Consider the following 22,386-nt stretch of genomic DNA (forward strand, 5'->3'; position numbering starts at 1 on the left):
GCGGCCCCGCGCCGCACCCCGACCGCCTTACCGCGCGGCCCACCAGGCACCGACCCCAGACCCCACCCCGCAACCGCCGCCAGGAGTTCCCATGACCACCGCCCCGCTGCGCACCGCCGTCGTCATCGGCTGCGGCACCACCGGCACCTCCGTGGCCCTCGCCCTCACCGGCGCGGGCGTCGAGGTCGCCCTCGTCGACGACGACCCGCGCGCCACCGCCGAGGCCGTGGCACTGGGCGCCGGAACCCCCTGGACCCCCGAACGCCCGCCGGCCGACCTGGTCGTCGTCGCCACCCCGCCGTCCGCCGTCGTCGACGTCCTGCACAGCGCGCAGAGCCGGGGCCTGGGCCACGTCTACACCGACACCGCGGGCACCAAGGAGATCGTCGCCTCCGACGCCGAACTGCGCGGCTGCGACCTCAAGGGCTATGTCCCCGGGCACCCGCTCGCCGGACCCGACGCGGCCGGCCGGGACGCCGCCGACGCCGCCCGCTTCGCCGACCGGACCTGGGTCCTGTGCCCGTACGAGACCACCCCCGAGTGGGCCCTCGAAACCCTCGACGCGCTGCTCGCGGCCTGCGGCGCGCAGCGCCTCGACCTCGCCCCGCACGTCCACGACCGGGTCGTCGCCGAACTGTCGCACGCCCCGCACCTGGTGGCGGCCGTGCTCTCCAGCCGCTTCGCCGACAGCTCCGCCGCCTTCCTCGGGCTCGCCGAGCAGAGCCTGCGCGACGCGGTCCGCACCGCGGGCGGCGACCCCTGGGTGTGGGGCGACGTCCTCGCCCACAACGCCGGGCCGGTCGCCGACGTCCTCGACCGGATCGCCGGGCAGCTCACCCGGGCCGCCGCCCTCCTGCGCGAGGGCGACGATTCGGCGCCCTTCGAGCTCGCGCTCACCCTGGAGCAGGGCAGGCGCGGCCAGTCCGCCCTGGACGACACCCGGGACGACCTGCGCACACCGCGAGATGCGCCGGCCGCGGGCCGGGTGTGACGGTCACGTGGTGACCACCACCACCCACTCCCCGCACCCGCCCGAGGGCCCCAGGACGGGGTCGGCCCTGCGGCTGGCCCGGCGGCTCTTCCGGTCCGCCTACTGGTCCCTCTCCGACTTCGGCTGGGTCTGGATCGGCTGCACCGTGCTGACCGTGCCCCTCACCGACGAGCCCGCCCCCGACGGACCGCCCCAGGGACACCCCGAGCGGCTCACCGGACTGCCCCTCACCCCCGAGGAGCTCGCCCTGGAACGGCAGTTGACCGGCTGACCCGCCGCCGGTGGGCTCAGCAACGTCAGAGATGCCCTGCCCACCGGCCGCTTGAAGCATGGAAGACCACGCGAGACGACCGGTGAACCGCCCCGAGGACGAGGTGCTGAGAGCAGTGACTGTTGACATCGCACAGGGCAACGCGCGCGGCATTGCCTCCATCTACAACTCCGCGGTGGCGGCCTGGGCGATCGCCGCCGCCTGGGAGATCGGCGCGCTCGACGAGCTGCACCGGGCCCGCACCCTGGACACGGCGCAGTTCGCCGTACGGGCCGGACTCGACCCGCAGTCGACCACCGGACTGTTCCGCGCGCTCGCCGCGGTCGGCCTGGTCCACCGGGACGGCGCCGTGGTGCGCGCCCTGGACGGCTTCGACGACATGTACCGCGACAAGTCGTTCTTCCACTGGCTGACCCGGGGCAGCGCCGAGCTGTTCCAGCAGATCCCCGCCGTGCTGCGCAACGAGAACCGCACCGGCGACTACTACCGCCGTGACGCCGCCGCCATCGCCTACGCCTGTCGCGAGATCGACCAGGTCACCTACGCGCCCACCTTCTGGGCCGCGATGGACCGGGTGGACTTCCCCATCACCCGGGTCGCCGACCTCGGCTGCGGCAGCGGCGCCCGGCTCATGCAGATCCTCGACCGGCACCCCGGCGCCACCGGCGTCGGCGTCGACATCGCCCAGCCCTCCATCGACGTCGCCGTCAAGGAGGCCGCCGAGGCCGGGTTCGCGGACCGGGCCGAGTTCCTCCAGGGCGACGTGCTGCGCCTGGAGCCCCGCCCCGAGTACGCCGACATCGAGCTGCTCACCTGCTTCATGATGGGCCACGACTTCTGGCCCCGGGAGAACTGCGTCGCCACCCTGCGCCGACTGCGCGAGGTCTTCCCCTCGGCCAAGCGGCTGCTGATCGGCGACGCCACCAGGACCTCGCTGCCCGACACCGAACTGCCCGTCTTCACCCTCGGGTTCGAGCTCGGCCACGACCTGATGGGCACCTTCCTGCCGACGATCGACGACTGGGAGTCCGTCTTCGAGGCGGGCGGCTGGGAGCTGGTGCGCACCAACCGCATCGAGATGACGGTCGGCGAGGTCATCTTCGAACTCGCCTGAGCCGCACGAACCAGGCCCCGGGCGGTCGCGGAACACCGTGACCGCCCGGGCGCGCCGCCCGTCGGCGCACCCTTTTCCATGATCGGTAAGTTGTTTCACGCAACTGGGAGTCACGCAATGACCACACTCGCGGAAGCCGTCGGCCGGACCCTCGCCGACAGCGGCGTCCGGCACGCCTTCGGAGTCGTGGGCGGCGGGAACATCCTGGCCACCGCCGCGCTGACGGCGGCGGGCGTGCACTACACGGCGGCCCGGCACGAGGGCGGCGCGATGGCGATGGCCGACGCCCACTTCCGGGCCACCGGCGAGGTCGCGATCTGCACCACCACGCACGGGCCCGGCTTCACCAACGCGCTCACCGCGCTCGCGGACGCCGCCAAGCACGGCAGCGGGGTCGTGCTGCTCTGCGGCGACGCGCCGCTGACCGGGCGGCGGGCGCACGACGTCGACCAGAGCGCGCTGCTCGCGGCGCTTGACGTCGCCGTCGTCCGGCTCGCCGACCCGGCGACCGCCCTCGCGGACACGGCGGCGGCGGTACGGACGGCCCGCGAGCGCCGGATGCCGGTCGCCGTGCTGCTGCCCGGCGATCTGATCGACCGTCCGCTTCCCGTACCGGACACCGCAGATGCCCCGGCGGGCCTGCCGGAGACGACGGCGCGGGCCGCGGCCGGGCCCGACGAGCGGGAGCTGGCGGCGGCGCTCGACGCGCTGTCCCGGGCCCGCCGCCCGCTGATCCTCGGCGGGCTCGGCGCCTGGCACGCGGGCGCGGGCAAGGTGCTCGGCGAACTCGGCGACCGGCTGGGCGCGTTGTTCGCGACCACCGTCATGGCGGGCGGTCTGTTCCGGGACAGCCCCTGGTCGCTCGGGGTCTGCGGCGGCTTCGCGGCACCCCGGGCGGCCGCCCTGATGGGCGAGGCCGACGTGGTCGTCGCGTTCGGTGCGAGCCTGGACACCTTCACCCTGCACGGCGGCCGGATCCTCGACCCGGCGGCCACCGTCGTCCAGGTCGACCTGAACGCGGGCGCGCGGGCCGCGCGCACCGACCTGATGGTGCGCGGCGACGCGCACACCGTGGCGGTACGGCTGCTCGACGCGGTCGGCGAGCGGCGCCCGGCCGCCGCCGACTGGCGCGACCGGCGGGCCGGGGCCGTCGCCGAGGCGCGGGCGGGCTGGGCGGAGGTCCGGCACGACGACGCCTCGACCGGCGCGCGGATCGACCCGCGCACCCTGACCCGGGCGCTGGCCGAACTGCTCCCGGAGGAACGCACGGTGGTGCTCGACGGCGGCCACTTCATCGCCTGGCCCGCCATGTACTGGCCGGTGCCCGACCCGGCCGGGTTCGTGTTCACCGGCGCCGCGTTCCAGAGCATCGGCCTCGGCCTGGCGGGCGCGGTCGGCGCGGCGGTGGGGCGGCCCGACCGGCTGACGGTGGTCGCGGCCGGGGACGGCGGCGCCCTGATGGGGCTGCCCGAGCTGGACACCCTGGTGCGCAGCGGCCGTCCTGCCCTGGTCGTCGTCTACGACGACGCGGCCTACGGCTTCGAGGAGCACATGTACCTGCCCCGGGGCGCCGATCCGGCGACGACGTCGTTCACGGACACCGACTTCGCGACCGTGGCCCGGGGCCTGGGCGCGGCCGCGGTGACCGTGCGCCGCACGGCGGACCTCGACGCGGTGCGGGACTGGCAGGCGGCGGGCCGCCCCGGCACGCTCGTCCTGGACTGCAAGGTGCTGCCCGGTGTGGTCGCGCCGTTCCTGGCGGACCTGCTGGGCCGCGCCTGAGCGGGCGGACCGCGGGCGGGTGTCCGTCCGGCGCCCGCCCGCCCCGGCTCAGCCGCCGAGCAGCCCGCCGCGCGCGTCGCGCAGCGAGGAGAACGAGTCGAGGTCCGGCACGGTCCAGCCGTCCAGGTCGTACTCGGACAGGCACTGCTCGACGAACGCCTTGTAGCCGTCGATCTGCCCGCTCGCCGTCTGCGCGAACAGCAGCTCGGTCCTGACGCTCTCGTGGTTGCCGGAGTAGTTGCGCTCGTACAGCTCGTGGCGGCCGCCGAACTCGGTGCCCACCGCGTCCCACAGCAGCTTGAGGACCTTGACCCGCTCGACCGCCTCGACCCCGCCCGAACCGCGCACGTACTTGTCGAGGTACGGGCGGATCTCGGGGTTCTTGAAGTCCTCGGCGCTGGAGTTCAGATAGATCAGGCCGCTCGCCACGTCCTGCTGGATGATCTCCTTGATCCGCGGATAGCCGATCTGCATGAACCAGCGGTAGGCCATGCCGTACTCCGGATTGGGCAGCACCGCCCCGTTCTTCCACTGCACCGGGTTGCGGGCGGCCGCGTCGGACAGCCCCCAGAACAGGTTGCGCCAGGCGAGCACCTCGCCGAGCCGGGTCTGCACGCCGCGGAAGTCCTGGGTGCCGGTGATCTCCAGGGCCTTCGCCAGCGCGCCCGCCAGGAACTCCAGCTTCACGGCGAGCCGGGTGCAGCCGTGGAAGGTGAAGCGCTCCAGGAAGCCGGACTGCGCCGAGAACATCTGGATCTTGGCCATGTCCCCGTAGATGAACACGTCCTCCCAGGGGATCAGCACCTTGTCCATGACGAGGATGGTGTCGTTCTCGTCGAGCCGCGACGACAGCGGATAGTCGAACGGGCTGCCCATCACCGCCGACGTCGCCGTGTAGGACGGCCGGCAGATCAGCTTCACGCCCTTCGCCCCGGTCGGCACCGTGGCCACCAGCGCGAACTCCTTCTTGCGCACCGGCACGCCGTAGTGCGCGATGAAGTTGTGGTGCGTCAGCGCCGAACCGGTGGCGACCACCTTCGCGCCGCTGACCACGAGACCGGCGTCGGTCTCCTTCTCCACGTGCACGAAGACGTCCGACACCTCGTCCGGCGGCAGGCTGCGGTCCACCGGCGGGTGCACGATCGCGTGGTTCCAGTACAGGACCTTCTCCTGCGACTCCCGGTACCAGCGGCGCGCGTTGTCCGAGAACGGGGCGTAGAAGTCGGCGTTGGCGCCGAGCGTGCCGAGGAACGCGGCCTTGTAGTCGGGGCTGCGCCCCATCCAGCCGTAGCTCATCCGGGACCACTCGGCGATCGCGCGCTGGTCGGCCACCAGGTCCTCGGCGCTGTGCGGCGTGGTGAAGAAGCGGTGGGTGTAGCCGCCGCTGCCGGTGTCCGTGGTGGTGGTGAGGACGTCCCGGCGGGCCGGGTCGTGCAGCGCGTCGTACAGGCGGGCCGTCATCCGCACCGGATTGCGGAAGGCGGGGTGCGTCGTGACGTCCTTGACGCGCTCCCCGTACAGGTAGACCTCGCGGTCGTCCCTGATGCTCTCCACGTACTCGTCGCCCGTCAGAGGACGCGAACCCGGCGTCGAACCCGGCGTCTTCTCCTGGCCTGCTCCGGCGTGCTGCTGATCCGTCATGCGCCTCATCGTGGCAGCCGCGCGACCTGGAGGCTTCTTGCTGCGTGCGGCAGCGCCGGAGGCCCCGCGTGGACCTGCCGAAGTCGTCGCGAGCGGGCAGTTGCGCAATCCGGGAGGTGTTCCGGGGCGGGCCGCGATGTGAGCGTCGGGGGCGGCACGGTCCCGTTGCGGTGACCGACCGACGACCGACGCTCCGTCATCATCCGGGAGGACCCCACGATGCTCACCGCCGACATCCCCACCCGCGCCGACCTCGTGCGGCGTGCCAGCGAGCTCGCCCCGCTGCTGAAGAAGAACGCCGCGGGGGCGGAGGAGGACCGGCGGCTGCAGGACGAGACGATCGCCGCGCTGGCCGAGGCGGGTCTGTTCAAGCTGCGCGTGCCCAAGCGCTACGGCGGCTACGAGACCGACACCCGCACCCTGGTCGAGGTCGCCGCCGAGCTCGGCCGCGCCGACGGGGCCGCCGCCTGGACGACCTCCGTCTACTGGATCCCCACCTTCATGACCTGCCTGTTCCCCGACAGCGTGCAGGACGAGGTGTTCGCCACCCCCGACGTGCGCATCTGCGGCACGCTCAGCCCGTCGGCGTTCGCCGCGCCGGTCGACGGCGGCATCGTCGTCAACGGCCGCTGGAGCTTCGTCAGCGGCGCCCAGCACGCCCACTGGCAGGAGATCATCGCCGTCCAGCCGACGCCCGACGGCCAGCACCTGCCGGTGATGGCGCTCGTCCCGATGTCGGACCTGCAGATCGTCGACGACTGGGACACCTCGGGCCTGCGCGGCACCGGCAGCGTCAGCACCGTCGCCCAGGACCTGTTCGTGCCGCAGGAGCGGATCATCCCGCTCCCGGCCATCCTCCAGGGCCAGTACGCCTCCGAGCTGAACGCCGACAGCCCCGTCTACCGCGTCCCGCTGCTGCCGGTCGCCGCCGCCTCCTCGGTCGGCACCGTGCTCGGTCTCGCCCGCGGCGCGCTCGACGCGTTCCTGGAGCGGCTGCCCGGACGCACCCTGACCTACACCGCGTACGAGTCCCAGGCCGAGGCGCCGCTCACCCACCACCAGGTCGCCGAGGCCAGCCTCAAGATCGACCAGGCCGGGTTCCACGCCTTCCGGCTCGCCGACCTGGTCGACGCCAAGGGCGTCGCGGGCGAGGAGTTCAGCCTCCAGGAGCGGGCCCGCGCCCGCGCCGACATGGGCGCCGTCGTCCGCCTCGCCAAGGAGGCCGTCGAGATCCTCGCCTCCGCCTCCGGCGGCTCCTCGATCTACAAGGACGTTCCGATCCAGCGCATCAGCCGCGACATCCAGGCCGTCAGCCTGCACGCCCTGATGAACCCGAACACCAACAACGAGCTGTACGGCCGCGTCCTGTGCGGTCTCGAGCCCAACACCCTCTACATCTGAGCCACTCGGCCGACCCACCAGGAGCAGCAGACATGACCACGCAGACCGCCGAGACCCCCGTCGTCGTGACCGACGAGGACAAGGCCGCCATCGCCGCCCTGCCGCAGCGCATCGTCGCCGCCTGGGCCGCGCACGACGCCGACGCCTTCGCCGAGGTCTTCACCCCCGACGGTTCCATGATCATCCCGGGTGTCTTCCAGAAGGGCCGCGAGGCCATCCGCGGCTTCATGTCCCAGGCGTTCGCGGGCCCCTTCAAGGGCACCCGCGTCACCGGCACCCCCGCCGACCTCCGGTTCGCCACCAGCGACTCCGGCATCCTCATCACCGAGGGCGGCATCCTCGCCCCCGGCGAGACCGAGCCCAGCGCCGAGCGTGCCGTCAACGCCTCCTGGGTCGTCGTCAAGCGCGAGGGCCAGTGGTTCCTCGCCGCCTACCAGAACACCCCCCGCAACGCCGCCTGACGGCATCCCGATCCGCGAGAGAGGTCTTGAGTCCATGACGAACAGGGTGGGCGAGCGCGCGGTCGTGCTCGGTGCCAGCATGGCGGGTCTTCTGGCCGCCCGGGTGCTCGCCGACGCCTACGACGAGGTCATCGTCGTCGAGCGGGACGCGATCACCGGGACGACCACGGCCCGCAAGGGAGTCGGCCAGGGCCGGCACGTGCACGGACTGCTGGCCCGCGGGCAGCAGATCCTCGACGAGCTGTTCCCCGGCTTCACCACGGAGGCCGTCGAGGCGGGCATCCCGACCGGCGACCTCGGCGAGCTGCGCTGGTTCTTCAACGGCCGCAAGCTGGCCCCCGGCACCACCGGGCTGATCTGCGTCTCGGCCACGCGACCGGTCCTGGAGAGCCGGGTCCGCGACCGGGTCGCCGCCCTGCCGGGCGTCACCCTCCTGGAGCGCACCGACATCGTCGGCCTGGTCGCCGACGAGGCCGGCGACACGATCACCGGCGTCCGCGTGCACGGCCAGCAGGACGGCGACGAGGAGCGCACGATCGAGGCGGACCTCGTCGTCGACGCGACCGGCCGCGGCTCGCGCACCCCGCTGTGGCTGGAGCAGTTCGGCTACGAGCGCCCCGACGAGGAGCGCATCCGGATCGACCTCAGCTACACCACGCGCCGCTTCCGGCTGCGCGACGAGTCGGTGCTCGACGGCGACCTGTCGATCAACCCGGTCTCCTCGCCGAGCCACCGGCGCGGCGCGTTCCTCTCCCGGATCGAGGACGGCCTCGTCGTCGTCTCGCTCACCGGCGTGCTCGGCGACAGCGCCCCCGCCGACCTCGAAGGCTTCCTGGAGTGGACCCGTACGCTCCCCGTCTCCGACATCCACGACGTCATCCACGACGCCGAACCGGTCGACGACGGCGTCGTGTTCCGCTACCCGGCCAGCCAGCGCCGCCGCTACGAGCGGCTGTCCCGCTTCCCCGGCAACTTCCTGGTCCTCGGCGACGCCGCGTGCAGCTTCAACCCGGTGTACGGGCAGGGCATGACGGTCTCCGCCCTGGAGGCGCTGGTGCTCCGCGAGCACCTGGGCCGCGGCCCGGTCGACCCGAAGGCGTTCCTGGCGGACGTCGCGCAGACCATCGAGCTGCCCTGGCAGCTCTCCGCGAGCGCCGACCTCGGCTACCCCGAGGTCGAGGGCGAGCGCACCGAGGAGTGGCAGGCCGCCGGTCAGTACATGGGGGCGCTGCACGCGGCGGCCACCGTCGACGGCGAGGTCACCGCCACCTTCATGCGCGTCATGGGCCTGGTCGCCACGCCCGACGCGCTGATGAGCCCGGACATGCTGCGCCGGGTGCAGGAAGGCGCGGAGAAGGCGGCGGCGGTTCTCGCCGCGTAGTGCCCGTACGCCTTGGTACCCGTACGACGAACCCGTCCCGCCTCGCGTCGAGCGCGGGGCGGGTTCGTACGTTCATGATCACGGCTGCCTGGACTGCTCCGACCGACCGGGGGGACGACACGACATGGCGACAGATGTGAGCGCGCGGCTCGACACGAAGGAGCGGGAGGTCTGGCAGGCGTACCGGCAGGCCGTCGCGGCCCCGGTACAGGGCAGACCTTTCCGCGTCCGCGTCCGGCGCGCGGTGACGGCAGCGGTAGACCCCGGCGGGTTGTTGTCGCCAGGGCCTTGACCGGGGAGCGTGCGTTGGTCAGTTCGACCAGGTGATGGTCTGTTCGTCCGGGGTCACGGTGATCCGGAAGCGGTCGAGGTCGGGTGATCCGTCCTTGTGCCAGCGGGCCAGGTGGTCTTCGATCTGGTTCCAGAGGCGGTCCGGGCCGCCCTGGCGAACGGTCCAGTGGTCGCCGTGGCGGTGGACGGCGGCCCATGATCCGGCGTCGACGTCGAGGAACACGTGCTGTGTCTCGCCGCCGTCGCCGGGGATCTGGATGCGTTGGGTGCGGGGAGCGGCGATCTGGGCGACGAACCGCGTGGTCCAGTCGTCCAGGGCGTCAGCGCCGATGACGGCTTCGCGTTCCTCGCCGTCGTCGAGGTCGGGCACCATCCCTAGCGGGGGTGGGAGGTGAGGGCGGGCGAGCATGAAGGAGATCTGGCCGCCCAGGAGCCTGCCGTGAGCGACGCCGTCGTCGACGGTGAGGCGGGTGAGTTCGGAGGAGTACATCCAGCCGCACACGGTGGCAAGGATCTGGCCGCCGGGCCGGGTCTGGGTGAGCCAGGCCGGCGGGATGTCCAGGACTCCGCAGGTGGCCACGATCCGGTCGTACGGGCCGCCGTCCGGGTCTCCGCCGAGGCCGTCCCCGACGATGAGCCGCGGGTGGTGCCCGGCGGCACCGAGGGTATTCCGGGCACGGGTGGACACGCCCTCGTCGACCTCGATCGACGTCACGTTGTCGTCGCCGAGGCCGTGGCAGAGAAGAGCGGTCGAGTAGCCGGTGCCAGTGCCGATCTCCAGGACCCTCATTCCGTCGTCCGCGTGGAGCTCTTCGAGCATCCGGACGACCAAGCTCGGCAGCGTGCTGGAACTGGTGGGAGTCCGGAAGATCCGGCCCTGGATGTCGGCGGGCGCGATGGTGCCGGCGACCTGGGTCACCAACGAGTCGTCGTCATACGTGCCGGGGAGCCATGCCGGATCGTCGGGCATGACCGGCTCCCAGCCGGTCGGGCGGCTGCCGTCCACTCGACGGAAGTAACCACCGCGAAGGAACTCGTGGCGGGGAGTGTCGATCACGGCCTGGCGCCACTGGGGCGAGCGCAGGTGACCGCCGGCGGCGAGCCGGTCGGCCAAGGCCTCGCGCAGGGTCTTGTCGTCGCTCACGCGGTCTTCCGTTCGAGGAGGTCGGCCATGGCCGCGACCATGGGCAGTCCGGTTTCCGGTTCCATCCACGCCCACTGGCCGGACGGATTGCATTCGAGGAACCACCATGCCCCCGCCCGGTCCACCGCGAAGTCGAATGCGCCGAAGACCAGCCCGAAGTGGTCCAGGTACCGGTGGAGGGCGTCGGTGATTCCGGGCGGCGGCTCGACCACGCTGTAGGTCAGCCGGTCGTAGTCGGTGCGCCAGTCGAGTAGATCGGAGTCGATCCGGACGCTGAACACCTCCCGGCCGATCACCGTCACGCGCACATCGGCGACCTTGTCGACGCGGTGCTGGAACAGGTGGGCGGTGCCGGCCACCCGGTCGTCGACCTGGTCCGCCGTGACCTCCGCGACTTCGACGGTGCAGGACACGCCGTCGACCCGGTACAGGGGCGTCGACAGCGGCTTGTAGACGCCGCCGAGGCCGTAGCGGGCCTGGGTGACGGCGAAGCGGGTGTCCTGCTCGTCAAGGTGCGTGAACGCGAATCCTGACGGGCGCCGGTAGTACAGCGACCGGACGCGGGAGAGGTCAGCGGTACGGGTCGGGGTGGACAAGGAGCCTTCGATGCCGTGAGGCGTGAGAGTGGCCGCGAACGACAAGGTGGCGGGGAAGTCCCCGGAGTCGAGCTGCACGACCGGGACGTCCCGGTCGTGCAGCTCGCTCATCACCAGGTCGGCCGTGGGGTCGTCGATCATGGTGACGACCAGCACCGGGCCGACCCCGGTCACTGGTCGGTGTCGTTCCCGGTGTCGGAGTCCCCGCCGCCGGAGCCGCCGCCGCTGGACCCGTCCGACGGGTTGCCGGTGTTGGTGCTGGGGTTGGTTCCGGAGCTGGTGCCGTGGCCGGGCATCTCCATGACCTGGCCGGCGGCGTCGAAGTAGCGGGCGGTCTGGCTGTCCGGGTCGATCTCGGCCCGTGTCCAGCCAGGGGCCGTGGCCGGGTACGGGGCCATGCGCTGGACGCCCCAGGGAACGGCGGTGTGGTGGCCCATGGGCAGCGGCGTCCCGGTCGGGAGCCGGTCGGAATGCTGGAACACGCTTCCTCCAGTGTTCGGTTCGGATGGTGCGCGGTGCCCCGCCGCGCGGGAGCGGTTCAGCACGCGGCGGGGCGGGAGTCTCAGGCGGCGGCGACCCGTCACCTGGCGGCCTGGCGTCGGATCACCGGGCTTCTCCGTTCGGGGGACATGCGCAGGTGTGACGACGTGCACGGATCAGCGGTTCGGGGCCCGTTGGTCCGGCGGCAGCGAGTCAACCGTGCCGCTAAGGGGCATGGAACGGCCGTGCCAGGGTGGGGAGTTGAAATCCTTGAATTTCAAGGGGAGGTCATGACATGACTGTTCGCACACGGACCCCGAACGATTCTCTGGGTGCGCTGATCAGTGAGGCGCGGTGGACCAACGGCGAGTTCGCCCGAGCGGTCAACCGAGTGGGCACGGAGACCGGGTTATCCCTTCGGTACGACGACTCCGCTGTCTGCCACTGGCTGGCCGGCACCAACCCCAGGGAACGCGTCCACCCCGCGATCCTCGAAGCGTTCTCCCGCCGCCTGAACCGGCCCGTGACGGCCACGGAGGCCGGCCTGAGGAAAACCGCCCTCTCGTCCGCAACCCCGGCGGATACGGTGGAGGGACTGATCGAGTTGGGGAGCGCGGACATGGACCCATCCCGGCGGGCGGTGCTCGGGGCCGTGGGCCTGTTCTCCGTGGCCCTGACCATCCCCCACTACGAAGACGTCATGGGCCGGTTCGAGACCGTCGCCCACACCCCGCGCGCCAGAATCGGCTACGGCGAGGTGAACGCCGTCATCGCCATGACGGAAAAGATCAGTGAGATAGACGACCAGTTCGGAGGCCGGACCGCCCGCCCCCTGGCCGCCGCCTTCCTGGTCAACACGATCGTGCCGCACTTGAAAGCCGACGCTCCCGAGGACGTGAAGCGGGCCATGCTGTCCGCCGCCGCCGACCACCTGTACCTGACCGGGTACATGGCCATGGACGAGCGTCTGGACGGCTTGGCCCAGCGGTACTACACCCAGGCCCTCAAGCTCGCCGGCGCCGCGAGCGACCACCTCACGTACTGCACCACCCTGCGCGGGATGAGCGTCCAGGCCGTTGACCTCGGGCACAGTCGCCTGTCCCTGCGACTGGCGGACTCCGCCTCCGCTGCCTCCCCTCAGGCCGGCCCGAGGATGCTCGCTTTCCTCGCCGGGCAGCAGGCCCACGCCGCCGCCCAGGCCGGGGACCGGTCCACCGCCCTGGTGAAGATGCACGAGGCAGAGACCGCAATGGACAAGGCGGAGTCGAAGGCGAAGGCGAAGGCGTTCGGCTCGTACGACCCGTCGTCGCTCGCCTACCACGTCGCACAGGTCCGCTATGAGCTTGGCGACAAAGCGGCGGCCGTCGACGCCTTGGAGGACTCCGATCGGCTCCGGCACTCGATCTACCAGCGCGGGCGCGTCCGTCACCTCGGACTGCTCGCGGAACGGAAACTGGAGATCGGTCGCCTGGACGAAGCATGCGTGGACTGGAACCGGATGCTCGACGACTACCCGCGGGTGCAGTCTGGGCGCTGCGACGATCGGTACCGCGCCATGATGGCCGCGCTCCGCCCGTACACCAAGAACGTCCATGCCAAGCACGTGTGGGAGCGGGCCCGAGCGATCGACTCGACGTCGCCCGTACAGGGTGGAGGGACCATCACCTGGAGACCGATCTGACCATCCGAACCTGGGACGACATCCCGGTCCCGCTGCGCCACCGCATCGCCGACCGGTTCCAACCCATCGCCCCGACCGAGCCCGTCACGGGCAGCTTCCTCCGGGAGTACGGGTCCGGATGCTTCCGGCCATCGGCGGCGCAGTGTTCCTCAAGGCGATCCCCGCCGACGACCCGCTCGCCTCGATGTACCGCGCCGAGGCGGCCGTCAACCGATGCCTGTCCAAGGGGCTCGGGCCTCAGCTGCTCGGCGAGTTCGACGAAGAGGGGTGGGTCGTCCTCGTCTTCGACTACGTCGACGGACGTCGGCCCGGATCCGAGCGGCGTGCCTGGGCCGAGCGGGCGAGCGAGGGCGTCGCCGAGCTCCGTGCGTACCGTGTACGCGCTGTGGAGGCCGGCCGGGCGTGGGAGGGCGCTGCGCGGTCGATGACCGACTGCCGTACGCGGCGAAGGGCCGCCCAGGACGGGTGTCCCGGCGGCCCCTCGCGGCCGTACGGCAGGTCAGCGGGCGCCCGCACCCGCCGGGACGCGCGCGTTCAGCCGGACCGGCAGGCTGCGGTGGCCGTTCATGATGAAGGTCGGCAGCGGCTGCAGCTCGTCCTTCTCGACGGCCAGCTCCAGGTCCGGGAAGCGCTCGAAGAGCCGGGCCAGACCGGTGGTCGCCACCAGCCGGGCGATGCCCACGCCCAGGCAGTAGTGCGGGCCGAAGCCGAACGACAGGTGGGTCTTGTCGGCACGGGCCAGGTCGAAGGTCTCCGGGGCGTCCGCGTGCAGCTCCGGGTCGCGGCCCACGCCCGCGTAGTTGACGAGGATCGGGTCGCCCTTCGGGATGGTCACCCCGTCGAGCTCGATGTCCTCCGCCGCGTACCGCAGCGGCAGGTGCGCCAGCGGCGACTCCACGCGCAGCGTCTCGTCGATCACGTCGTCCCAGGTGGCGCGGCCGGACCGGACAAGCTCCAGCTGGGAACGGTCGCTGAGCAGCGCGGTGATGGCGTTGTCGAAGAAGTTGATCGTGGTCTCCGAGCCGGCGCCGAGGATCGCGAAGATCGTGTCGGTGAGCTCGTCCTCGGACAGCTTGGAGCCGTCCTCGTCCCGGGCGGCCACCAGGTCGCTGGTGATGTCCTCGCCCGGCTCGCGGCGCTTCTCCGCGATCAGGTCGTCCATCGCGCCGCGCCACCCGGCGAGCACGGCCTGCGCCTGCTGCGGCGTGATGGTGGTGTCCACCATCGCGTCGATGACCTTCGCGGTCTTGGCGCGGGCCTCCTCCTCCATGCCGATCAGGTCGGCCACCAGCCGGGCCGGCAGCGGGTAGGCGAACCGCTCGCGCAGGTCGACCGTCTCGCCCGGCTCGGCCTGCTCCAGAGCGTCGAGCAGCTGGTCGGTCAGCTCCTCCACCCGCGGCCGGAACGCCTCGGCGCGGCGCGGCGTGAACGCCTTGCCGACCAGCTTGCGCAGCCGCACGTGGTTCTTGCCGTACGCCGTCACCATGTTGTCCATCGCGACCCAGCTGATCAGCTCCCAGTCCGGCGGCACCTCGCCGTTGACGAACGCGGGCCAGTGGTTGCGGGCGCTCTTGGTGACCCGCGGGTCGGCGAGCACCTTCTTGATCACGTCGTGGCCGTTCAGCGACCAGGCGAGCACCCCGCCGGGCAGCCGCACCTGGGTCGTGCCCATGGCGCGCAGCGCCGATGCCTCGCCGTGGATGTCACGGCCGGTGGTGTCGAGGGCGAAGGGGCAGCCTTGTTCCATGGGTCCATCCCGATCTGTGTGCGGTGAGGTCTGGTGGGTGCCCGGCCGCCGGGGCGGCGGCGCGGGCGACGGCCGGTCGGCCGGTACGGCCGGGCTCACTGCCCGGCGGTGCCGAAGTGCGCCTGGGCCAGCTCGCGGTTGGCGAGCGAGGAGAGGAAGACGCCGTTGCCGGCGTGGCTGTGCAGGGTGGACATGTCGCGCCAGACCCGCTCCACGCGCTCACCGGCGCGCACCGAGCTGGAGCCCGCGGTCGGGAACAGCTGGCCCTCGACGGCCCGCCAGGCGAGCCGCACGGCCTCCCGGCTGATGGTGGCGAGCCGCAGCTCCGCCTCCCGGGTGAAGGCGGCCGGCTCCTCCAGGCACAGCTCCTGCCACTGCTGGGTGGCGTGCAGCACCGCCGCCTCGGCCGCGGCGATCATGCCGGTGGCCTCGCCGTAGCGGAACTGGTAGTCGGGGTCCTCGGTGCGCGGGACGATCGGGAAGAACGTCGTCGTACGGGCCCGCATCAGCTGCTCGTACGCGTCGAGCGCGCCCTTGGCCATGCCGACCGCGAGCACACCGAGTTCGAGCAGCATGAAGCTGAGCGGGCCGCCGCCGTACTCGGGGCCGTGCAGGTTCCGGCCCGGCGTGGCCTCGGTGATCGCCAGCTGGCTGAGGTGCCCGCCGAGGGTGTGGCGGGCCGGGATCCGGCCGTTCTCGATCCGGATGCTGTGCGAACCGCTGCCCTTGAGACCGAGCTGGGCGCCCCAGTCGTCGAGCCGCTCGAACCGCTCGCGCGGCGCGATGAACAGCATCGGCACCGGCGGCTCGCCCTCGTTCGGGAAGACCAGGGTGTGCCCGATGAAGTGGGTCGCGTACGGGGCGCCGGAGCAGTAGTTCCAGGTGCCGTCGACGATCCAGCCGCCCTCGCCGTCGGGCTGCGCCACACCGGCCGGGGCGACCGTCGCCGGGCAGATGAAGTCACCGCCCGCGAACAGCTCGGCCTGCGTCTCCTCGTCGAACAGGGTGCCCACCACCAGCGCGTGGGCCGCGCCGAAGAGGTACATCCAGCCGGTCGAGGGACAGCCGCGGGCCAGCGCCATCGAGACCTTCATGAAGGTCTCGGGGCCGAACTCGTAGCCGCCGTACCGGCGCGGCACGAGGATCCGGTAGAAACCGGCGCGGGCGAACGCCTCGTGGGTGTCCTCGGCGTAGAAGCCGCGCCGCTCGGTCTCGGCCTGCCGGTCCACCAGGGTCGCCGCCAGGGCCTCGGCCCTGGCGATGATCTCGTCGGCGGTCAGGTCGGGCTCCGGGGGCGCCACGGGGGCGGCGGGTGCCAGGGTCGTCATCGTCGATCGGTCCTCTTGCGTCGCGTCGGAAGGCTCTACGGGAGGCCGGTCAGGCCAGCGGGGTGGCGGGGGCGTCGGCGAGCGTGCGCAGCAGCTCGCGGAAGCGCGCGACCAGCTCGACGGCGGTGGCCTCGTCGAAGCGGTGGTGGTCGAACTTCAGGCTGCCCGCGAGCTCGCCGCCCGGCAGCACGTCCATCGCCCACAGTCCGCCGTCCGGGATGGCCGAGCTGACCTGCTGCGAGCGGTGGCGCTCGCGGATCTCGGCGAACTCGACGCCGCCGACCTGGCTGCCCTCCATCGGGAACGCGGTCTGCAGCACCTCGAAGGCGACGACGGCGAGGAACCCGTCGGCGAACGGGGCGAGCAGCGCCGGGTTGTCCTCGGCGATCCGGGCGAACGGGATCTCGTGCTGGTACGCGCCGACGCAGGCGGCCCGCGCCCGCTCCAGGACGTCGGCCAGGGTGGCGCAGCCGGTGGTGTCGATCCGGATCGGCACGAAGTTGAAGAACGGGCCGACCGCGTCCATGAACCGCTCGTCGTAGCGGCCGGAGGAGAAGGTCGGGAAGACGACGTCGGTGGTGCCGGTGCGCTCGCGCAGCAGCACGCTGTAGGCGGCGGCCATCACCATGAACGGCGTGGACCGGGTGGCCTTGGCGAACTCCAGGACGGCCGAGGACAGTTCGGCGTCGAACACGAACCGGTGCACGCCGTAGGCGCTCGCCAGGTTCTCGTCGCGCGGGCGGTCGGAGGTGATGCCGGTGATCTGCGCCCCGGCGAGCCGCTCGGACCAGTAGCCGCGGGCGGTGTCCACCCGGCCGCTGCCCGCGGTGTCCTGCTGCCAGCGGGCGAACTCCTGGTACTGCACGGCCTCGGCGGCGTCGGCCGGGCGGCCCTCGACCCGGGCCGCGTAGGCGTCGGCGAGGTCGCGCATGATCACCTGGAGCGACCAGGCGTCGGTGGACGTGTGGTGGGTGGCGAGCACCAGGACGGCGTCGGTCGCGTCGAAGCGGCCGAGGGCGGCGCGCAGGTGCGGCAGTTCGCGCACGTTGAACGGGCGGGCGTCCAGCTCGTTGAGGAACTCCTCGGCCCGCTCCGCACGGGTCCCGGCACCGTCGGCGCCCAGCTCGCTGACCTCCAGGGCGACCGGCGCGGGCGGCCGGACGTCCTGGTGGCCGCCCGTCTCGTCGCTCAGCACCGCGGTGCGCAGCACCTCGTGGCGGACCACGACGTCGTCCAGGGCGGCCTGGAGGGCGCCGAGGTCGATCTCGCCGGTGACCCGCCAGCCGCACACCAGGGTGTGCCGGTGGCCGAACGCGCCGTCCGTCTCGCCCTTGTCGAACGCGCGGAGGAACTCCTGGTTGTACGACAGCGGGATGCGGGGGGCGGTTCCGGTCGCCTCCGGCGGCGCGGCGGTGATGCTCACAGTGACGGGTCCTTTCGGGTCGTGGTGGCGCGCCGGTGGGCGCGGCCGGGAGGTTCAGGCGGCGGCGGCCAGGCCGACGGGGCGGCCGGGGTTCGGGGCGCGGCGGATGAAGTCCAGGCAGTCCGCGCGGAGCGCGGGGCCGTGCGCGACCGGCCAGCCGACCGGGGTGTCCAGGGCGGCGGGCCACATCGCGTGCCTTCCGAACGAGTCGACGAGGACGAGGAAGCGGCGCTCCGGGGTGTCGTGGCCGGTGCTCATCGGGCGGCCCCCACCGGCTCGGCCGTCTCGGCGAGCTCCTGGAGGCGCAGGTCGAGTTCGGCGACCGTCGGGTGGTTGAGGACGTCGCCGACCGACACGTCGAAGCCGAGCTCGGCCTCGATGCGCGCGGTGAGCCGCATGGCCTGGAGCGACTGTCCGCCGAGCACGAAGAAGCTGTCGTCGACGCCGACGCCGGGGATGCCGAGGACCCGGGAGAACAGCGTGCACAGGGTGTCCTGGCGGGCGCTGCGGGCCGGGGCGGCGGCCGCCGGGTCCGGCACGGCGGACACCGGCTCGGGCAGCGCGGCACGGTCCAGCTTGCCGTTGGGCGTCAGCGGCAGCGCGGCGAGCTCCACGAACACGGCGGGCACCATGTACTCGGGCAGCACGGCGGCGGCCGCGGCGCGCAGCGCGGTCTCGTCGGCGCCCGGCGCCTTGGGCACCACATAGGCGACCAGGCGCTTCTCGTCGCCCGCCACCTCCTGGGCGACGACGGCGGCGTGGGCGACGCCGGGCTGCCGGGCGAGCACGTGCTCCACCTCGGCGGGCTCCACCCGGTAGCCGCGGATCTTGACCTGGTCGCCGACCCGGCCGGCGAACTCCAGCAGGCCGTCGGCGGTGCGCCGCATCAGGTCACCGGTGCGGTAGAGCAGCGCGCCGGGCGCGCCGTCGGGGTCCTGGACGAAACGCTCGGCGGTCAGATCGGGGCGGCGGTAGTACCCGCGGCCGAGGCGTTCGCCCGCGACGCACAGTTCGCCGACCTCGCCGTCGGCCACCGGCCGCAGGGCCGCGTCGAGCAGCCGGGCGTCGACGGTGTCCAGCGGGCGGCCGACCGGGATCGTCGCGGTCGGCTCGAAGGGCGCGGTGAGGGTGGCGCAGGCGGCGAACGAGGACATCTCGGTGGCGCCGTACATCGCCCGTACGACGAGCCCGGGGCAGGCGTCCAGGACGCGCCGCACGGCCGTCGGGGAGATCACGTCGCCGCCGGTGAGCACCTCGCGCACGGTGGCGAAGCTGTCCGGGGCCTCCTCGGCGAAGAGCCGGAACAGACCGGCGGTCACGTGCAGCGCGGTGACGTCGTGCTCGGTGATGAGGCCGCGTACGGCGCGCACGTCGAGGTCGCCGGGCGGCGGAAGCACGATCGTGCCGCCGCGCAGCAGCGGCACCCACAGCTCGTAGGTGGAGACACCGAAGGCGTACGGGGCGAGGGCGAGCACCCGGCGGTGCGCGTCGCCGTCCCACAGCGAGTCGTCGACCAGGCCGAGCACCCCGCGGTGGGTGACGGCGACGCCCTTCGGCTCGCCGGTCGAACCCGAGGTGTGGATGACGTAGGCCAGCGCGTCGGGGGAGGTGGCCACGGCCGGGGCGGCGGGCGACACGGCGGTGGGCCGGTCGGTCGCAGGGAAGAGCACCTGGGAGGTGACGGGCAGGCCGCGGCCGTACGACGGGGTGTCGGTGAGCAGCACCGGGGAGCCCGCCGCGTCCATGATCTGCTGCATCCGCTCCAGCGGATAGGCGCTGTGCAGCGGCAGGTAGCAGCCGCCCGCCTTGAGCGTGGCCAGGATCGCGACCACCACGTCGGGGGAGCGCTCCATGAGCACGGCGACCGGGTCCTCCGGCGACACGCCCGCCCGCAGCAGCCGGTGCGCCAGCCGGTCGGCCCGCTCGTCGAGCTGCCGGAAGGTCACGGTGACGTCGCCGGACACCAGCGCCACGGCGTCCGGGGTGCGGCGCGCGGTGTCGGCGAAGCGTTCGTGAAGGGAGGTGGAGACCATGTGTTGTCCAATCCGCTCGTCCCCGCCGGTCGCAGCCCGCACGAAGCGGTCTGGCAGGTCTGCCGGAACGCTCACACAGCCGGATCGGGCGCTGCATCTCCTGGATTGCCGTGGTCCCCGCCGCCCCGCCCGGCCGCCGGGTCAGGCCCTCCGACCGGCCCGGGAGCGTCGGCCGGGCGCGCCCCGGAACACCGCACGGCAGAAGATGGCGCGCCAATCCGGCCATGCCCATCCTGAACTCGCCACCGAGAGGAAGAGGAGCACTCCGTAGTGAATGCCAATCGGGCCGGGGCACCGGCCCACCAGACCAAGCGCGTCGGGGGACTCGACGGTGTCCGCGCGCTGTGCGCCCTCGGAGTGGCGGGCGTCCACACGTCCTTCGCCGCCGGAGTGATGGGCGCCTACGTCATGCCCCCGGGCAACGAGGCACTCGCCACCCTGCTGGCCGGCCTCCGGCCGCTGGCCCTGGGGCCCTTCTTCGTACTGTCCGGCATGCTGCTCTACAAGCCGTTCGCGCGCTGGACGCTGACCGGCAGCAAGCGCCCGCAGATCGGCCCCTTCCTCGCCAAGCGGCTCGCCCGGCTCTGGCCCGCGTACGTGCTGCTCGCGCTGGTGTGCGTCTTCCTGCTCAACTTCGAGGCGATCGACGGACCCTGGTACGTGCTGCGGCCGATCCTGATGCTCCAGGTGTACGACTACACCTGGATCGCGGGCATGGACCCGGCCTGGACCGTACCGGCCGAGATGCAGTACTACCTCGCCCTGCCACTGCTCGCCGCGCTGATGCACTGGCTGGCCAAGGGGACGAGCGACCCGGTGAGCAAGGCGCGCCGGATGATGATCCCGCTGGTCCTGATCACCGTGGGCTCCGCGGTGTGGACGTACTACATCCACCGCCCCGAGATGGGCATCTACCCGCAGGAATACTGGTGGCCGCTGGCCGTCGGCGGCGCCTTCGCGCTCGGCATGGCGATGGCCGTCCTGCACGTCCTCGCGGAGATCGCGCCGGACCGCAAGCCCGCCCTCTACCGGATCGCGGGCAACCACCCGCTGCTGTTCTGGGTCGGCGCCCTGGCCATCTACGCCTTCAACTGCTCCCAGCCGTTCGGCCGCCCGGGATACGGCGACTACGAGGGCGTGGGCCTGGCCCTGACCCAGTACTTCCTGCTCCTCGCCTTCTCGTACCTGACCGTGATGCCGCTCTCGATCCCCGGCTCCAGGTCGCGGGTGGTCGACGCGATCGTGGCCAACCCGGTGTCGCGCTACCTCGGCCGCATCTCGTACGGCATCTACCTGTGGCACTTCGCGATCATGTACTTCTGGTTCGAGACCGGCAGCGTCTTCGGCACCGAGCCGGCCCTGATGAACCAGCTCCGCGGCACCATCGGCTTCCCGGAGCTGATGTCGGCGGTGCTCATCGGCAGCATCCTCGCGGCGAGCGCCAGCCACTACCTGGTGGAGCGTCCGATCGTGAACGCGGTGTCCAAGTGGGCCGCCCGCAAGGAGCGCGCGGCCGACCCGGCCGCCGCCCCGTCGCAGGACGCGTACACGGTGGCGGGACCGCGCTGACCCGCACCTTCGTCCCGTGACGAGAGCCCGGCGGCCGAACGGCCGCCGGGCTCTTCCGTCGTGCTCTTCCGGGACGGAGCAACTACGGAGATGCGCGGGCCCCCTCCGCGTCCCAGGCTGGACGGGTCACACCGACACGGCATCCCCCCGCCCTGGATCTCAGGAGAACAATGAACACTGTGCAGTCCGCCGACGGCACCACGATCGCCTACGACCGTTCCGGTGAGGGCGAGCCGCTCATCCTCGTCGGCGGTTCCTTCAGCGAGCGCGCGCACCCGGTCATGACGCAGCTCGCCGCGGAACTGGCCCCCCACTTCAGTGTCCTCAACTACGACCGCCGTGGCCGCGGCGACAGCGGCGACGCCGCCGAGTACGCGGTGGAGCGGGAGATCGAGGACCTCGCGGCCCTCATCACCGAGGTCGGCGGCTCGGCCAAGGTGTTCGGCATGTCGGCCGGTGGCGCCCTCGCGCTGAAGGCCGCCGCCGCCGGTCTGCCCATCACGCAGATCGCCCTCTACGACCCGCCGTACGTCGTCGACGGCAACGGCCCGCGTCCGCCGGCCGACTTCGCCGGCACCCTCGCCGGGCTCGCCGCCGAGGGCAAGCGCGGCGAGGCCGTCGAGTTCTTCATGGTCGAGGGCATGGGCGCGCCCGCCGAGGCCGTCGCCGGCATGAAGTTCGCCCCGTTCTGGGCGGGCCTGGAGGCCCTGGCGCACACCCTCCCGTACGACGTGAACATCCTGGGCCAGGAGTTCGCGCTGCCCGCCGAGGAGCTCGGCTCCGTCGGCATCCCGGTGCACGTGGTGCACGGCGGCGACGCGGACGCGTGGCTGCAGGCGTCGGCGCACGCCACCGAGGCGGCGCTGCCGTCCGCCACCCGGCACGCCCTGGTGGGCCAGGGGATCGCCGTCGACCCGGCCGTCCTCGCGCCCGAGCTGAAGAACTTCTTCACCAACTGAGTCATGCCGCCGGCGCCCGTGGAGCCTTCGCTCCACGGGCGCCGACGCGTGCGCGGAACCCCGCAATCCCGAAGATGCGCCCGTGGTTGAACG

19 protein-coding genes are annotated in these 22,386 nt (G+C 72.5%); 10 read left to right on the plus strand and 9 right to left on the minus strand.

Annotation, left to right across the window (positions count from 1 at the left end):
- Positions 1–91: 91 nt before the first annotated feature.
- The 4 genes from ACIPXM_RS31680 to ACIPXM_RS31695 all read left to right on the plus strand — a co-directional run bounded on the left by ACIPXM_RS31680 (position 92) and on the right by ACIPXM_RS31695 (position 4,158).
- Positions 92–991 (plus strand): prephenate dehydrogenase/arogenate dehydrogenase family protein, encoded by a 900-nt coding sequence (locus ACIPXM_RS31680; protein WP_401662641.1) that lies wholly within the window; start codon positions 92–94, stop codon positions 989–991.
- A 10-nt stretch (positions 992–1,001) separates the two neighbouring features.
- Positions 1,002–1,262, plus strand: coding sequence for a DUF6059 family protein (locus ACIPXM_RS31685; RefSeq protein WP_401662643.1), 261 nt, complete (start codon positions 1,002–1,004; stop codon positions 1,260–1,262).
- Between the two features lie 115 nt (positions 1,263–1,377).
- A complete protein-coding gene (locus tag ACIPXM_RS31690) occupies positions 1,378–2,376 on the plus strand; it encodes a class I SAM-dependent methyltransferase (protein WP_401662645.1) in 999 nt (332 codons plus the stop codon).
- Between the two features lie 117 nt (positions 2,377–2,493).
- A complete protein-coding gene (locus ACIPXM_RS31695) occupies positions 2,494–4,158 on the plus strand; it encodes a thiamine pyrophosphate-binding protein (protein ID WP_401662647.1) in 1,665 nt (554 codons plus the stop codon).
- A gap of 48 nt (positions 4,159–4,206) precedes the next feature.
- Here the strand turns inward: ACIPXM_RS31695 and ACIPXM_RS31700 are convergent, their stop codons facing one another.
- On the minus strand, positions 4,207–5,799 hold the full coding sequence (locus tag ACIPXM_RS31700) for a 4-hydroxyphenylacetate 3-hydroxylase family protein (protein WP_401662649.1): 1,593 nt from the start codon (positions 5,797–5,799) through the stop codon (positions 4,207–4,209).
- A gap of 219 nt (positions 5,800–6,018) precedes the next feature.
- Between ACIPXM_RS31700 and ACIPXM_RS31705 the strand changes: the two genes are divergently transcribed.
- The 3 genes from ACIPXM_RS31705 to ACIPXM_RS31715 are packed head-to-tail and all read left to right on the plus strand — an operon-like array spanning position 6,019 to position 9,042.
- On the plus strand, positions 6,019–7,200 hold the full coding sequence (locus ACIPXM_RS31705; protein WP_401662651.1) for an acyl-CoA dehydrogenase family protein: 1,182 nt from the start codon (positions 6,019–6,021) through the stop codon (positions 7,198–7,200).
- A 32-nt stretch (positions 7,201–7,232) separates the two neighbouring features.
- Complete coding sequence (locus ACIPXM_RS31710; RefSeq protein ID WP_401662653.1) at positions 7,233–7,661, plus strand: SgcJ/EcaC family oxidoreductase; 429 nt, start codon at positions 7,233–7,235, stop codon at positions 7,659–7,661.
- 34 nt (positions 7,662–7,695) lie between these two features.
- Positions 7,696–9,042 carry an FAD-dependent oxidoreductase gene (locus ACIPXM_RS31715; RefSeq protein WP_401662655.1) on the plus strand — a complete coding sequence of 449 codons (1,347 nt, stop codon included), beginning with the start codon at positions 7,696–7,698 and terminating at the stop codon, positions 9,040–9,042.
- 310 nt (positions 9,043–9,352) lie between these two features.
- Here ACIPXM_RS31715 and tgmC read toward each other — a convergent pair whose 3' ends face one another.
- From tgmC to tgmA, 3 genes are read right to left on the minus strand one after another with little or no spacing between them, the layout of a single operon-like run.
- Entirely contained in the window at positions 9,353–10,477 is a 1,125-nt protein-coding gene (gene tgmC, locus ACIPXM_RS31720) for an ATP-grasp peptide maturase system methyltransferase (RefSeq protein WP_401662657.1), read from the minus strand.
- Positions 10,474–11,247, minus strand: coding sequence for an MvdC/MvdD family ATP grasp protein (locus ACIPXM_RS31725; RefSeq protein WP_401662659.1), 774 nt, complete (start codon positions 11,245–11,247; stop codon positions 10,474–10,476). The genes tgmC and ACIPXM_RS31725 overlap by 4 nt, the downstream gene beginning before the upstream one ends.
- The gene (tgmA, locus tag ACIPXM_RS31730) at positions 11,244–11,555 is read right to left on the minus strand and encodes a putative ATP-grasp-modified RiPP (protein WP_401662661.1); all 312 of its coding nucleotides are present in this window, start codon (positions 11,553–11,555) and stop codon (positions 11,244–11,246) included. The genes ACIPXM_RS31725 and tgmA overlap by 4 nt, the downstream gene beginning before the upstream one ends.
- Before the next feature lie 293 nt (positions 11,556–11,848).
- Between tgmA and ACIPXM_RS31735 the strand changes: the two genes are divergently transcribed.
- The gene (locus ACIPXM_RS31735; RefSeq protein ID WP_401662663.1) at positions 11,849–13,234 is read left to right on the plus strand and encodes a tetratricopeptide repeat protein; all 1,386 of its coding nucleotides are present in this window, start codon (positions 11,849–11,851) and stop codon (positions 13,232–13,234) included.
- A gap of 499 nt (positions 13,235–13,733) precedes the next feature.
- Here ACIPXM_RS31735 and ACIPXM_RS31740 read toward each other — a convergent pair whose 3' ends face one another.
- From ACIPXM_RS31740 to ACIPXM_RS31760, 5 genes are all read right to left on the minus strand, one after another.
- Positions 13,734–14,981 carry a cytochrome P450 gene (locus tag ACIPXM_RS31740; protein WP_401662665.1) on the minus strand — a complete coding sequence of 416 codons (1,248 nt, stop codon included), beginning with the start codon at positions 14,979–14,981 and terminating at the stop codon, positions 13,734–13,736.
- 95 nt (positions 14,982–15,076) lie between these two features.
- Positions 15,077–16,309 carry an acyl-CoA dehydrogenase family protein gene (locus tag ACIPXM_RS31745; protein WP_401662667.1) on the minus strand — a complete coding sequence of 411 codons (1,233 nt, stop codon included), beginning with the start codon at positions 16,307–16,309 and terminating at the stop codon, positions 15,077–15,079.
- A 49-nt stretch (positions 16,310–16,358) separates the two neighbouring features.
- The gene (locus tag ACIPXM_RS31750; RefSeq protein WP_401662669.1) at positions 16,359–17,732 is read right to left on the minus strand and encodes a condensation domain-containing protein; all 1,374 of its coding nucleotides are present in this window, start codon (positions 17,730–17,732) and stop codon (positions 16,359–16,361) included.
- 54 nt (positions 17,733–17,786) lie between these two features.
- A complete protein-coding gene (locus ACIPXM_RS31755; protein ID WP_401662671.1) occupies positions 17,787–17,990 on the minus strand; it encodes an MbtH family NRPS accessory protein in 204 nt (67 codons plus the stop codon).
- Complete coding sequence (locus ACIPXM_RS31760; protein ID WP_401662673.1) at positions 17,987–19,765, minus strand: non-ribosomal peptide synthetase; 1,779 nt, start codon at positions 19,763–19,765, stop codon at positions 17,987–17,989. The genes ACIPXM_RS31755 and ACIPXM_RS31760 overlap by 4 nt, the downstream gene beginning before the upstream one ends.
- Before the next feature lie 270 nt (positions 19,766–20,035).
- Here ACIPXM_RS31760 and ACIPXM_RS31765 point away from each other — a divergent pair, with 270 nt between their 5' ends.
- Positions 20,036–21,334: an acyltransferase family protein gene (locus ACIPXM_RS31765; RefSeq protein ID WP_401662675.1), complete on the plus strand. Its 1,299-nt coding sequence runs from the start codon at positions 20,036–20,038 to the stop codon at positions 21,332–21,334.
- A gap of 170 nt (positions 21,335–21,504) precedes the next feature.
- Positions 21,505–22,293 (plus strand): alpha/beta fold hydrolase, encoded by a 789-nt coding sequence (locus ACIPXM_RS31770; protein ID WP_401662677.1) that lies wholly within the window; start codon positions 21,505–21,507, stop codon positions 22,291–22,293.
- Positions 22,294–22,386: the final 93 nt, after the last annotated feature.

Source organism: Streptomyces sp. NPDC090025 (genome assembly GCF_044748125.1).
Classification (GTDB): Bacteria; Actinomycetota; Actinomycetes; order Streptomycetales; family Streptomycetaceae; genus Streptomyces.

What these genes read in the sequence shown, in the direction of transcription:
- ACIPXM_RS31680 (WP_401662641.1), top strand. Translation starts at nt 92, where the DNA reads ATGACCACCGCCCCGCTGCGCACCGCCGTCGTCATCGGCTGCGGCACC.
- ACIPXM_RS31695 (WP_401662647.1), top strand. Translation starts at nt 2,494, where the DNA reads ATGACCACACTCGCGGAAGCCGTCGGCCGGACCCTCGCCGACAGCGGC.
- ACIPXM_RS31700 (WP_401662649.1), bottom strand. Translation starts at nt 5,799, where the DNA reads ATGACGGATCAGCAGCACGCCGGAGCAGGCCAGGAGAAGACGCCGGGT.
- ACIPXM_RS31705 (WP_401662651.1), top strand. Translation starts at nt 6,019, where the DNA reads ATGCTCACCGCCGACATCCCCACCCGCGCCGACCTCGTGCGGCGTGCC.
- ACIPXM_RS31710 (WP_401662653.1), top strand. Translation starts at nt 7,233, where the DNA reads ATGACCACGCAGACCGCCGAGACCCCCGTCGTCGTGACCGACGAGGAC.
- ACIPXM_RS31715 (WP_401662655.1), top strand. Translation starts at nt 7,696, where the DNA reads ATGACGAACAGGGTGGGCGAGCGCGCGGTCGTGCTCGGTGCCAGCATG.
- ACIPXM_RS31735 (WP_401662663.1), top strand. Translation starts at nt 11,849, where the DNA reads ATGACTGTTCGCACACGGACCCCGAACGATTCTCTGGGTGCGCTGATC.
- ACIPXM_RS31740 (WP_401662665.1), bottom strand. Translation starts at nt 14,981, where the DNA reads ATGGAACAAGGCTGCCCCTTCGCCCTCGACACCACCGGCCGTGACATC.
- ACIPXM_RS31745 (WP_401662667.1), bottom strand. Translation starts at nt 16,309, where the DNA reads ATGACGACCCTGGCACCCGCCGCCCCCGTGGCGCCCCCGGAGCCCGAC.
- ACIPXM_RS31755 (WP_401662671.1), bottom strand. Translation starts at nt 17,990, where the DNA reads ATGAGCACCGGCCACGACACCCCGGAGCGCCGCTTCCTCGTCCTCGTC.
- ACIPXM_RS31760 (WP_401662673.1), bottom strand. Translation starts at nt 19,765, where the DNA reads ATGGTCTCCACCTCCCTTCACGAACGCTTCGCCGACACCGCGCGCCGC.
- ACIPXM_RS31770 (WP_401662677.1), top strand. Translation starts at nt 21,505, where the DNA reads ATGAACACTGTGCAGTCCGCCGACGGCACCACGATCGCCTACGACCGT.